The sequence below is a fragment of the Pseudomonas sp. Sample_10 genome, assembly GCF_004321495.1.
In the GTDB taxonomy this organism is placed as follows: Bacteria; Pseudomonadota; Gammaproteobacteria; order Pseudomonadales; family Pseudomonadaceae; genus Aquipseudomonas.
The window spans coordinates 1-12,175 of the sequence record NZ_RCOE01000195.1 but is presented as its reverse complement, the minus strand read 5'-3'; the positions used below and the strand labels follow the sequence as shown (position 1 = coordinate 12,175).

The window sequence follows — 12,175 nt, the reverse complement described above, 5'->3', positions numbered from 1 at the left end:
GGCAAGCCAGCTCCCACAGTGGTTTATGCCGTACAGACATCCTGTGCATGACGGTGAAACCTGTGGGAGCTGGCTTGCCAGTGATAGCGGTCTGACAGCCGCCGGTTATTTATCCGTCAGCGCAAACTGCGTCAGGCAGAAGGTCGGGATGCCCATGTCCTGCAATCGCTGCGAGCCACCCAGCTCTGGCAGATCAATGATCGCCGCCGCTTCATGCACCCGCGCACCCATGCGTCGAATCAGGTTCGCAGCGGCGATCAGGGTGCCGCCAGTGGCGATCAGGTCATCGAACATCACCACCGAATCGCCCTCGCACAGGCTGTCGGCATGTACTTCGAGAAACGCTTCGCCGTATTCGGTCGCGTAGCCCTCGGCCAATACGTCGGCAGGTAGCTTGCCTTGCTTGCGGAACAGCACCAGCGGCTTGTTCAGCTGGTAGGCCAGCACCGAACCGATCAGGAAACCCCGGGCATCCATCGCGCCGATGTGGGTGAAATCGGCCTCGACGTAACGATGGGCGAAGCTGTCCATCACCAGGCGCAGCGCCGTGGGCGACTGGAACAGCGGGGTGATGTCACGAAAGATCACGCCCGGCTTGGGAAAGTCGATCACGGGGCGGATGAGGGATTTGATGTCGAAGGAGTCGAAGACCATCGTCGGGTGTCCTGGCAGGCTGCAAACGACGCAGTATAACGGCGGCTGAACCGTTTCGCTCAGCCGCAACCGCTTGTTTCAGCTTTCCAGTGAACCGCCGGCCAGGGCGCACAGCTGGATCGGGTCGAGGATGCGGATTTCCTTGCCCTCGGCGGCAATCAGTTCGTTCTGCTGGAAACGCGTGAACACCCGCGACACGGTTTCCACCGCCAGACCCAGATAGTTGCCGATTTCGTTGCGCGACATGCTCAGGCGGAACTGGTTGGCCGAGAAACCCCTGGCACGGAAGCGTGCTGACAGGTTGACCAGGAACGTGGCAATGCGTTCGTCGGCGGTTTTTTTCGACAACAGCAACATCATCTGTTGATCGTCACGAATCTCGCGGCTCATCACACGCATCAATTGACGACGCAATTGCGGCAGTTGCAGGGCCAGTTCGTCGAGGCGCTCGAAGGGGATTTCACACACCGATGTGGTTTCCAGCGCCTGCGCCGATACCGGGTGTTTTTCGGTGTCCATGCCCGACAGGCCGACCAGTTCGCTCGGCAGGTGGAAACCGGTGAGCTGTTCTTCGCCGGCATCACTGAGGTTGAAGGTCTTGAGGGCTCCGGAGCGGACCGCGTAAACGGAGTCGAAAGTGTCGCCCTGACGGAACAGAAACTCGCCTTTTTTCAGTGGGCGGCCACGTTTGACGATTTCGTCCAACGCGTCCATATCTTCCAGATTCAGCGATAGCGGCAAACACAGCGGGGCCAGGCTGCAATCCTTGCAGTGGGCCTGGGTATGAGCGCGCAACTTAACTGGCTCGGACATTTCTTCAATCCTTGTGGGAAAACACACATAAGACGTAAGGGTAACTCACCCAAGGACATTGAGGCCAGTACGTGGCGGTTATGTCGCAGCGATTAGATCACTCTGGAAAACCGTTGGCGGCTGTGTTGTTCCAGGTAGGCATCGAACACCATGCACACCGAACGAACCAGCAAGCGCCCGGCCGGCAACACGGTAATTGCGTCGCTGTCGAACGCGATCAGGCCGTCTTGGGCCATGCGCTGCAACTGCGGCCAAAGTTCGCCGAAATAGCCCTGAAAATCGATGTTGAAGGCCTGTTCGATCTGGGCAAACTCCAGGCTGAAGTTACAGATCAATTGTTGTATCACTGCACGGCGCAAGCGGTCGTCGGCGTTGCACAACAGGCCGCGGCTGGTGGCCAGTTGCGAAGAGGCCAGGGCGTTCTGGTATTGATTCAGGTCGCTGCTGTTCTGGCAGTACAAGTCGCCGATCTGGCTGATCGCTGAGACGCCGAGACCGATCAAATCGCAATGGCCGTGGGTGGTGTAGCCCTGGAAATTGCGTTGCAGGGTCGATTCTTCCTGGGCGATCGCCAGTTCATCGTCGGGCAGTGCAAAGTGGTCCATGCCGATGTAACGGTAACCGGCGGCGGTCAATTGCTCGATGGTGCGCTGGAGCATTTCCAGTTTCTTGGCTGGCGTCGGCAGTTCATTACCGTTGATTCGCCGTTGCGGCATGAACCGTTCCGGCAGGTGCGCGTAGTTGAATACCGAGAGCCGGTCCGGTTGCAGGCTGATGACTTCCTCGACGGTGCGGGCGAAGTTTTCCGGTGTCTGCTTCGGCAAACCATAGATCAGGTCGATGTTGATCGAGCGAAACTGCAGGGTCCGGGCGGCGTCGATCACCGCGCGGGTTTCCTCCAGGCTTTGCAGGCGATTGACGGCGCGCTGCACGGCGGGGTCGAGATCTTGCAGGCCGATGCTGACCCGATTGAAGCCCAGTTCGCGCAACAACCCCATGGTCGACCAATCAGCCTCGCGGGGGTCGATTTCGATGCCGTAGTCGCCGGTATCATCGTCGAGCAGATTGAAGTGTTTGCGCAGGTGCGCCATCAATTGACGCAGCTCGTCATGGCTGAGAAAGGTTGGCGTGCCGCCACCGAAGTGCAGTTGCTCGACTTTTTGCGCCGGGTCGAGGTGGCAGGCGATCAGTTGGATTTCCTGCTCCAGGCGCTGCAAGTAGGGCAGTGCCCGGCCACGATCCTTGGTGATGACCTTGTTGCAGGCGCAGTAGTAGCAAATGTTCGCGCAGAACGGTACGTGCACATACAGCGACAACGGGCGCAGCGCCTTGCGGCTGTCGCGCAGGGCGTGGAACAGGTCGAAAGTGCCGATCTTGCTGTGGAATTGCACGGCAGTCGGATAGGAGGTATAGCGCGGTCCCGCCAGGTCATAACGGCGGATCAGATCGGTGTCCCAACGAATGGCGTCGAGCATCATGCGGGCATTCCCCCGGATAGTCTGGCAGTGCCGGCCAGTCTAGGGGCGGTGGTGTTGATGCATCTTGATTTGCATCAAGGATATCCGGGCTCCGATCGTTTTTGTGGCGAGGGAGCTTGCTCCCGCTGGACTGCGCAGCGGTCCCATTTTTTGGGCCGCTTCGCAGTCCAGCGGGAGCAAGCTCCCTCGCCACAATCAGTGCCCCATGAGCCAATGCTGGTGCGGTCCCGGCAAGGTCCAGATACCAAACAGCATGACCAGCAGCCCACCGGCCATGCGTATGCTGCGCTTGCGCAACAACGCGGTCACCCGTTCAGCCGCCAGCCCGGTGGCCAGCAGCACCGGCCACGTTCCCAGCCCGAATGCCAGCATCAATAAGGCACTGTCCAGGGCATTGCCCTGACTGGCCGACCACAGCAAGGTGCTGTAAACCAGGCCGCACGGCAGCCAGCCCCAGAGCGCGCCCAGCAGCAGCGCACGGGGAAGGCTCGACACCGGCAGCAGTGTGTTGGCAATCGGCTGGATATGCCGCCAGAGGCCACGACCGAGACTTTCAATGCGCGTCAGGCCGCTCCACCAGCCCGCCAGGTACAAACCCATCGCAATCAGCAACAACCCGGCAAGGAGTCGCAGGAACATTGCCGCCGGGCTGTTGGCCACGGCCCAGCCGGCCAGGCCGATCAACAGTCCTGCGGTGGCGTAGCTGAGGATTCGTCCAAGGTTGTAGGCCAGCAGCAGGCGAAAGCGACGACTGCGTTGTTCCTTGGGAATCGCCAGGGTCAGCGCGCCCATCAGGCCGCCGCACATGCCCAGGCAATGGCCACCACCGAGCAGACCGAGAATCAGAGCAGACACCAACAGTGGCGCCAATTCAAGCATGGGGCGGAGCCTTGTCGTCGGGTTTGGCCGGATGGCCGCTGGCCTCGTCGACCGCAGCGGTGTGATTCGGGTCCTGGTCATCGAACAGGATGCTGTGGGCCGGGCCGTCGAGGTCGTCGTACTGACCGCTGTCGACCGCCCAGAAGAAAATGTACACAGCGATGGCCACGATCAGCAGTGCGGCCGGGATCATCACGTAGAGAGCTGGCATCTGGACTCCATGCCCGCGCGGCTCAGGCCGGCAGCGGGCGGGTTTCTGGCGTGGCGTCGGCACCTTGTACACCCGGCAGGCGAGTGAGGCGCAGCGCATTGAGCACCACGGTCAACGAACTGATCGACATGCCGACGGCAGCCCACACTGGCGTAATCCAGCCGAGGGCGGCGAACGGCAACATGAGGCCATTGTACAACCCGGCCCACAACAGGTTCTCGATGATTACCCGTCGGGTGCGCCGTGCCAGGCTGAAGGCTTGCACCAAGGCATCGAGGCGATTGGACAGCAGCACCGCATCGGCGCTGGTTTTTGCCAGGTCAGTGGCCGAACCCATGGCGACGCTGATGTCCGCCGCCGCCAGCACGGGTACATCGTTGACGCCATCGCCGAGCATCAGCACTTTGCGGCCGTCCCTGTGCAATTGTTGCAGGACTTGCAGTTTGTCGTCCGGACGCAAGCCGCCTCGGGCTTCATCGATGCCGAGTTCGGCAGCCACGCTGGCAACCATCGGCGAGCTGTCGCCGGACAACAGCAAGGTGCGCCAGCCACGGGCCTTGCATGCCGTCAGCAGGGCAGCGGCATCGGCGCGCAGCCGGTCGTCGAGGACAAACCAGGCCAACGGCCCATGACGGTTACCGAGCAACAACCATTGGCCGGCTTCGTCGGGCATCACTGGCACGCCAGCGCCGCTGAGTTCGCAGACAAAACCGGGGTGGCCGATCCGCAATCGTTGATCGCCGACCACGCCTTCCAGGCCAAGCCCCGGCGTGCTGTGGACTTCTTCAGCGGCCAACGGTGCGCGGCCAAACGCACGGGCGATCGGGTGTTCAGAGCGGTTTTCCAGTGCGGCGGCGAGCGCCAGGCACTGGTCGCTGTCGAGGTCGCCGAGCGGGCGAATCGAACGCAGAGTCAGACGTCCTTCGGTGAGGGTGCCGGTCTTGTCGAATATCACCGTATCGATCTGGTTCAAGCCTTCCAGAACGTGACCACGGGTCAGCAGCAAGCCGAGTTTGTGCAAGGTGCCGGTCGCTGCGGTAAGGGCGGTCGGCGTGGCCAGGGACAACGCGCAAGGGCAGGTCGCGACCAGCATCGCCAGCACGATCCAGAACGCCCGCGACGAATCCAGTTCCCACCACAGCAGGCCGATGGCCGCTGCCGCGATCAGCGACAGCAACAGGAACCATTGCGCGGCGCGGTCGGCAATTTCCGCCAGGCGCGGTTTTTCCGCTTGCGCCCGATCAAGCAAACGCACGATGGCAGAGAGCCGGGTGTCCTGGCCGAGCGCCTGGACTTCGACGGTCAGTGCGCCTTCAACGTTAAGGGTGCCAGCGGTGACTGCATCGCCCGGGGTGCGGGCCTGCGGCAGGTATTCTCCGGTCAACAGCGACTCATCGACACTCGACTGGCCGTCGAGGATCCTGCCATCGGCGGGCAGCACAGCGCCTGGATGCACCAGCACCTGATCGCCCACTTGCAGTTCACTCAACAGGATCCGTTCGCTCTGGCCGTCAGCGCTTAGCCGCAAACACGAAGCGGGCAGCAAATTGACCAGTTGTGCAGTGGCGGCGGCCGTGCGTTCGCGGGCGCGTCGTTCAAGATAGCGCCCGGCCAGCAGGAACAGCGCGAACATGCCGACCGCATCGAAATACAGCTCTCCGACGCCGGTGATCGAGGTCCAGATCCCGGCGATGTAGGCGCTGCCAATTGCCAGCGACACTGAAACGTCCATGGTCAGGTGACGGGTGCGCAGGTCACGCATGGCGCCCTTGAAGAATGGCGCGCAGCTGTAGAACACGATGGGGGTGGTGAGGAACAGCGCGACCCAGCGCAGGATGGTGTGCAGTTCGGGGCTGAGGTCGATGTTGAATTCAGGCCAGGTGGCCATGGTTGCCATCATCGCCTGGAACCACAGCAGCCCGGCGACGCCAAGTTGGCGCAAAGCCAGGCGATTTTCACTGGCCAGTTGTTCGCTGGCGCGGTCGGCCTGATAAGGGTGGGCGACGTAACCGATGTAGCGCAGTTGGCTGAGTATTTTGCTCAGCGGCAGTTGAGCGTCGGCCCAGCGCACGTGCAGCCGATGGTTCGACAGATTCAAACGGGCTTCATCCACGCCGGGCAATGTGCGCAGGTGTTTCTCGATCAGCCAGCCGCAGGCCGCGCAGCTGATGCCTTCCATCAGCAGTGTGGTTTCGGCAAGTTCGCCTTGGTGGCGCACGAACGGTTGCTGCACATCGGCGCGGTCATACAACGCCAGTTCGTCCACCAACTGCACCGGCAAGGCTTCGGGGTTGGCCGAGGCTTCGCTGCGATGCTGGTAGTAGCTTTCCAATCCGCCGGCGACGATGGCTTCGGCCACCGCCTGGCAACCCGGGCAGCAGAACTCGCGTGGCTCCCCGAGCACGATGGCGGTGAAGCGGCTGCCGGACGGGACGGGCAGGGCGCAGTGGTAGCAGGGAAGTGGAGTGGTCATGTGTGTTGCCATGAAAACCATTGTGGCGAGCGAGCTTGCTCCCGCTCGGCTGCGTAGCAGTCGCAAATCGGCGAACTCGCTGAGACTGAAAGGACCGGTCTGCAGGTTTTGGGCGCGCTTCGCGCCCCAGCGGGAGCAAGCTCCCTCGCCACATTTGATCGCATTCGCAGGTTATTACTTCTTCAGGTCTTCCGCGCCCTGCAGGGGCTCGTCCCCGAGCAGCAGGTCCTTGTCATGGCTGACCAGTTCTTCTTCGAACATGCGCCAGATATGGTCGTCTTGGCTGCCCAGCAATTCGACAAAGCGGCGACCCTCGATCTTGTCGCTCAACTGGCCGATGTAACGGCCCTGTTCGGTTTCGCTGCGGGTGAGGGTGATTTTGCGGTCTTTTTCCGGCTGGGTCGGCGAGATCAGGTTCAGCTCCAGGGTCTTGGGCTGGCTGTTGCCGCTCAGGCGCAGGTCGACTTCGCCGGTCACGTCATCCAGATGCACGCTGGCGCGCATCAACAGGGTTTGCGCCAATAATTCGCGATCCAGAGAGCGGTTGATGCCTTTGCCGGCTTCGTAATAGTTGTCGTTGACCAGGTTGTCCGGGTTGTTCACCGCAATGGTCACCATGGACAAGGTCAAGGCCACCGAGCAGGCCAGGATCCCGATGATGATCCATGGCCAGAGGTGCTTGTACCAGGGACTTGCGGCGTTTGCTGCGGACATGATCACTTCTCTCAACGAATTTGTGGGCCGATGAATCGGCTCTTGGCTTCAACGTGGATGCTGGCGTCATCGGCATCCTTGAGGATGAATTTCACCTCATTGGTGCTCGATGGCAGGTGTTCCGGCGCCACGGACAACTCGGCCGGCTGGCTGATGATGTCACCGGCCGCAACTTTGATCTCGCGTCGGCCTTGCAGCTTGAGATCCGGCAGGCCGGTGGCTTCAAGCACATACGTGTGGTCGCGCTGATCCTTGTTCATGATTTTCAGGCTGTAGACGTTTTCGATCCGGCCCTCGGCGTTCTCGCGGTACAGAACCCGGTCCTTGCTGACGTCGAAGCCCACCAGCGAGCGCATGAAGAACGCGGTCACCAGCAAGCTGATCATCGCCAGCAACACCACGGCATAGCCGATCAGGCGCGGACGCAGTTTATGGGTTTTCTGCCCGGACAGGTTGTGTTCGGTGGTGTAGCTGATCAAGCCGCGCGGGTATTCCATTTTGTCCATGATGGCGTCGCAGGCATCGATGCAGGCGGCACAACCGATGCATTCGATTTGCAGGCCGTCGCGGATGTCGATGCCGGTCGGGCAGACCTGAACGCACATGGTGCAGTCGATGCAATCACCCAGGCCCTGAGCCTTGTAATCGATTCCTTTCTTGCGCGGGCCACGGCTTTCGCCACGGCGCGGGTCGTAGGAAACGATCAGCGTGTCCTTGTCGAACATCACGCTCTGGAAACGCGCGTACGGACACATGTAAATGCACACTTGCTCACGCAGCCAACCGGCGTTGCCGTAGGTGGCAAGGGTGAAGAAGGCTACCCAGAAATACGACCAGCCATCGGCCTCGCCGGTGAAGAAGTCGATCACCAGTTCGCGGATCGGCGAGAAGTAGCCGACGAAGGTCATGCCAGTGACAAAGCCGATGAGCAGCCACAGGGTGTGCTTGCTGAATTTGCGCAGGAATTTGTTGGCGCCCATCGGCGCCTTGTCGAGCTTGATGCGCTGGTTACGGTCACCCTCGGTGACCTTTTCACACCACATGAAGATCCACGTCCACACACTTTGCGGACAGGTATAACCACACCAGACCCGGCCGGCATACACCGTGATAAAGAACAGGCCGAACGCGGCAATGATCAACATGCCAGACAGCAGGATGAAATCCTGAGGCCAGAAGGTCGCGCCGAAAATGAAGAATTTGCGTTCGGGCAGGTTCCACCAGACAGCCTGATGGCCACCCCAATTGAGCCAGACCGTACCGAAATACAACAGGAACAAAACGGCACCGCCGGCCATGCGCAGATTGCGGAACAGTCCGGTGAAGGCGCGGGTGTAGATCTTTTCTCGAGAGGCGTAGAGATCGACGCTGTTGTTCGCGTTCTTCGCGGGTGGAGTGACGTCGTGTACCGGAATCTGGTTGCTCATCATTGCATCCCACGGCAGTGGACAAATGCCTCGGTCAGTACGTGCCGACCGCGGTCAAAAAGAGGTGTTGCAGTGGCGCAATGATACGCCTGTCGCTCTAGCCCAAGGGTGCGACCTTTGGTCACGTTGGGAGAAATTAATCGATGGTGTAATGACTTGAATCAATTGACTTGTGAATTATGGACGGATTTGCGGCCGTTGGCGCTCAATCGGCCCATGGGTTTATCAACTGCACGCCACTGAACTGAAAATCACCGACATTGCGGGTAACCACGGTCAAACCATGAATCAGCGCAGTCGCTGCAATCAACGAGTCTGCTTCGTTTGCGCGATCCGGAACGTGCAAACTGGCACATCGAAGGGCCACGGCAGCATCGATCGGCAGAATGCGGGCATCGAATGCCGGTAAGACATGACGCTTGAGCCAGGTGCGCAATATCTTTCCCTGAACGGCATCGCGACGCTCCATGCGGAGCACTCCGGTCTCCAGCTCCTTGAGGGTAATGGCTGAAATGAACATGCGTGAAGCGATAATGCCTTTGGCCCAGGCGACGACATTTGCGTCAGCCTGGGGTTTGCGAAGTTCGGAAATCACGTTGGTGTCGAGCAGGTACATCAAGACAAATCCACAGGGCGATGAGTGATCACGGCACGCTCGGTTTCGAACTCGATATCTGCCGCTTCAGGCATGACCAGGAGTTCGACGATGTCGGCGTTGATGCCAGTGAGTTTTTGGTAGTCCTCAATGCTTAGCAGCACATGCGCCGGTTTGCCTCTGTCAGTGATGAAAACCGGCCCCTGGCGGGTGGCTTTTTTGGCACCACTTGTGTCCTGGTTGAATTCGCGGCTGGAAATGGTGGTGATGGCCATCATGTATGACCCTCCTGAATAAACTAATGTAGAAACGTTACTACTATGCTGAGTGCCACGCAACCTTGATGTGGGAAACACGTTGGCGACTCAAAAAAAAGGCCCTGTCAGATGACAGGGCCTTTTCGTTGCATCAAGCGTTTCCCTTATTGGGCGTCCGCCGCTGGAGCCTTCTCTCCATGAGAGAGGCTATACACGTAAGCGGCCAGCAGATGAACCTTGTCGTTGCCTTGCATCGCGTCTTGCGCAGGCATCTGGCCCTGGCGGCCGTAACGGATGGTCTGCTGCAATTGAGCGAAGCTCGAGCCGTAGATGAACGCGCCCGGGTGAGTCAGGTCAGGCGCGCCCATGGCCGGAGTGCCTTTGCCTTGCGGGCCGTGGCACGCCACGCAGTTGGCGGCGAACAGCTTCTGGCCGGCAACCGGGTCAGCCTTGGCGCCTTCCGGCAGCTTGCGGCCATCGAGGTTGGTCAGGACAAACGCCGCCACATCGGCAACGCCTTGCTCGCCAATCACTTCAGCCCACGCCGGCATGACTGCGTGACGGCCACCCATGATGGTGGTCTTGATCGTTTCCGGCTCGCCGCCCCAGCGCCAGTCGGCGTCGGTCAGGTTCGGGAAGCCGTAGGCGCCCTTGGCGTCGGAACCGTGGCAAACCGAGCAGTTGGAGGCAAACAGGCGGCCACCCATCTTCAGGGCTTGTGGGTCCTTGGCCACTTCTTCGATTGGCATGGAAGCGAACTTGGCGAAGATCGGGCCAAACTTGGCATCCGACTTGGCCATTTCCTTTTCCCACTCGTGAACGCCGGTCCAGCCGGTCTGGCCGTTGGCGAAAGCGGTCTGCTTCTCGTTGTCCAGGTAGTTGTAACCCGGCAGCAGGCCTTTCCAGTTGCCCAGGCCCGGGTACAGTACCAGGTAGCCGAGGGCGAAAATGATGGTGGCCACGAACAGCATGAACCACCATTTCGGCAACGGGTTGTCGTACTCCTCGATACCGTCGAAGGAGTGCCCAACCGTCTCTTCGGTGGACTCGGTGCGCTGGCCCTTGCGGGTCGACAGCAGCAGCCAGGTCAGGGAAAAGATCGTACCGAGACTGAGGACTGTGACGTACAGACTCCAGAATGTAGTCATTCTTTGTTACTCCTAGAAGCTTGCTCGACGTGCTTGATGGCTTCGGGATCATCCGCAAAAGGCAGCAAGGTCGCGTCTTCAAACTCTGACTTGCGCTTGGGGCTGAATACCCACAACGCCAGACCGATGAAGGCCACCATCACAACGACGGTGCCCAGGCCACGAATCATCCCGATATCCATTTAGATCACCGTTTGCTTTTGATGATGGTGCCCAGGCCTTGCAGATAGGCCACCAGCGCGTCCATTTCGGTTTTGCCCTTCACAGCATCCTTGGCGCCGGCGATGTCTTCGTCGGTGTAAGGGACGCCGAGCGTGCGCAAGACTTCCATTTTCTTGGCGGTGTCTTTGCCGTCGAGCTTGTTTTCCACGAGGAACGGGTAGGCCGGCATTTTCGATTCCGGCACCACGTTGCGCGGGTTGTACAGGTGCGCACGCTGCCAGTCATCGGAGTAACGGCCGCCGACGCGGGCCAGGTCCGGACCGGTACGCTTGGAACCCCACAGGAACGGGTGGTCCCAAACGCTTTCACCGGCGACCGAGTAGTGGCCGTAGCGTTCGGTTTCAGCACGGAACGGGCGGATCATCTGCGAGTGGCAGCCGACACAACCGTTGGCGATGTAGATGTCGCGGCCTTCCAGTTCAAGGGCGGTGCGCGGCTTCATGCCCTCGACCGGCTTGTTGGTGACGTCCTGGAAAAACAGCGGAACGATTTGAGTCAGGCCGCCGACGCTGACGGCGATAACCATGAAGAAGGCCAGCAGGCCAATATTCTTCTCGACTGCTTCATGCTTCATCAGTGAGCTCCAACTACAGCAATCTGTTCGGCGGCTTCAGCTTCAGCCGGATTCGAGGCGCGTACGGTACGGAATACGTTGTAGGCCATGAACAGCATGCCGGTGGCGAAGAACGCACCGCCCAATGCGCGAACGATGAAGCCAGGGTGGCTGGCTTGCAGCGCTTCGACGAACGAATAGGTGAGGGTGCCGTCATCGTTGATTGCACGCCACATCAGGCCCTGGGTGATGCCGTTGACCCACATCGAAGCGATGTACAGAACGGTACCGATGGTGGCGAGCCAGAAGTGCGTGTTGATCAGGCCGGTGCTGTGCATCTGCGCACGACCGAACAGTTTCGGGATCATGTGGTAGATCGCGCCGATCGAGATCATCGCAACCCAACCCAAAGCGCCGGCATGTACGTGGCCGATGGTCCAGTCGGTGTAGTGCGACAGCGAGTTCACGGTCTTGATCGCCATCATCGGACCTTCGAAGGTCGACATGCCGTAGAACGCCAGGGAAACGACCAGGAAACGCAGGATCGGATCGGTGCGCAGCTTATGCCAGGCGCCCGACAGGGTCATCATGCCGTTGATCATGCCGCCCCAGCTCGGTGCCAGCAGGATCAGCGACATCACCATGCCCAGCGACTGCGCCCAGTCCGGCAGGGCGGTGTAGTGCAGGTGGTGCGGACCGGCCCAGATGTACAGGGTGATCAGCGCCCAGAAGTGCACGATCGACAGACGAT

At 60.3% G+C, this 12,175-nt stretch carries 14 protein-coding genes; all 14 read right to left on the bottom strand.

Annotated elements, in window-relative coordinates:
• Positions 1 to 105 precede the first annotated feature (105 nt).
• Positions 106 to 654, bottom strand: coding sequence for an adenine phosphoribosyltransferase (locus tag D8U18_RS19160; RefSeq protein WP_056856991.1), 549 nt, complete (start codon positions 652 to 654; stop codon positions 106 to 108).
• Positions 655 to 732: 78 nt separating this feature from the next.
• On the bottom strand, positions 733 to 1,467 hold the full coding sequence (gene fnr, locus D8U18_RS19155) for a fumarate/nitrate reduction transcriptional regulator Fnr (RefSeq protein WP_056856992.1): 735 nt from the start codon (positions 1,465 to 1,467) through the stop codon (positions 733 to 735).
• 92 nt (positions 1,468 to 1,559) lie between these two features.
• A complete protein-coding gene (hemN, locus tag D8U18_RS19150; protein ID WP_056857097.1) occupies positions 1,560 to 2,942 on the bottom strand; it encodes an oxygen-independent coproporphyrinogen III oxidase in 1,383 nt (460 codons plus the stop codon).
• Between the two features lie 198 nt (positions 2,943 to 3,140).
• On the bottom strand, positions 3,141 to 3,824 hold the full coding sequence (locus D8U18_RS19140) for a sulfite exporter TauE/SafE family protein (RefSeq protein ID WP_056856993.1): 684 nt from the start codon (positions 3,822 to 3,824) through the stop codon (positions 3,141 to 3,143).
• Positions 3,817 to 4,035 carry a cbb3-type cytochrome oxidase assembly protein CcoS gene (ccoS, locus tag D8U18_RS19135; protein ID WP_047531427.1) on the bottom strand — a complete coding sequence of 73 codons (219 nt, stop codon included), beginning with the start codon at positions 4,033 to 4,035 and terminating at the stop codon, positions 3,817 to 3,819. The genes D8U18_RS19140 and ccoS overlap by 8 nt, the downstream gene beginning before the upstream one ends.
• A gap of 22 nt (positions 4,036 to 4,057) precedes the next feature.
• A complete protein-coding gene (locus tag D8U18_RS19130) occupies positions 4,058 to 6,508 on the bottom strand; it encodes a heavy metal translocating P-type ATPase (protein WP_131108173.1) in 2,451 nt (816 codons plus the stop codon).
• A gap of 174 nt (positions 6,509 to 6,682) precedes the next feature.
• Entirely contained in the window at positions 6,683 to 7,222 is a 540-nt protein-coding gene (locus tag D8U18_RS19120; RefSeq protein WP_130906163.1) for a FixH family protein, read from the bottom strand.
• A gap of 11 nt (positions 7,223 to 7,233) precedes the next feature.
• Positions 7,234 to 8,649 carry a cytochrome c oxidase accessory protein CcoG gene (gene ccoG / locus D8U18_RS19115; protein ID WP_056856996.1) on the bottom strand — a complete coding sequence of 472 codons (1,416 nt, stop codon included), beginning with the start codon at positions 8,647 to 8,649 and terminating at the stop codon, positions 7,234 to 7,236.
• Between the two features lie 205 nt (positions 8,650 to 8,854).
• On the bottom strand, positions 8,855 to 9,265 hold the full coding sequence (locus D8U18_RS19110; protein ID WP_130906165.1) for a type II toxin-antitoxin system VapC family toxin: 411 nt from the start codon (positions 9,263 to 9,265) through the stop codon (positions 8,855 to 8,857).
• Positions 9,265 to 9,519: a type II toxin-antitoxin system Phd/YefM family antitoxin gene (locus D8U18_RS19105; protein ID WP_056857098.1), complete on the bottom strand. Its 255-nt coding sequence runs from the start codon at positions 9,517 to 9,519 to the stop codon at positions 9,265 to 9,267. The genes D8U18_RS19110 and D8U18_RS19105 overlap by 1 nt, the downstream gene beginning before the upstream one ends.
• 146 nt (positions 9,520 to 9,665) lie before the next feature.
• Positions 9,666 to 10,649, bottom strand: coding sequence for a cytochrome-c oxidase, cbb3-type subunit III (gene ccoP / locus D8U18_RS19100; protein WP_056856998.1), 984 nt, complete (start codon positions 10,647 to 10,649; stop codon positions 9,666 to 9,668).
• The gene (locus D8U18_RS19095) at positions 10,646 to 10,831 is read right to left on the bottom strand and encodes a CcoQ/FixQ family Cbb3-type cytochrome c oxidase assembly chaperone (RefSeq protein WP_003175465.1); all 186 of its coding nucleotides are present in this window, start codon (positions 10,829 to 10,831) and stop codon (positions 10,646 to 10,648) included. Before D8U18_RS19095 ends, ccoP begins: the two co-directional genes overlap by 4 nt.
• Positions 10,832 to 10,836: 5 nt before the next feature.
• On the bottom strand, positions 10,837 to 11,445 hold the full coding sequence (gene ccoO / locus D8U18_RS19090; RefSeq protein WP_010456412.1) for a cytochrome-c oxidase, cbb3-type subunit II: 609 nt from the start codon (positions 11,443 to 11,445) through the stop codon (positions 10,837 to 10,839).
• On the bottom strand, positions 11,445 to 12,175 hold a 731-nt coding region (locus tag D8U18_RS19085; protein WP_177435039.1), incomplete at its 5' end, for a cbb3-type cytochrome c oxidase subunit I. The genes D8U18_RS19085 and ccoO, both read right to left, overlap by 1 nt.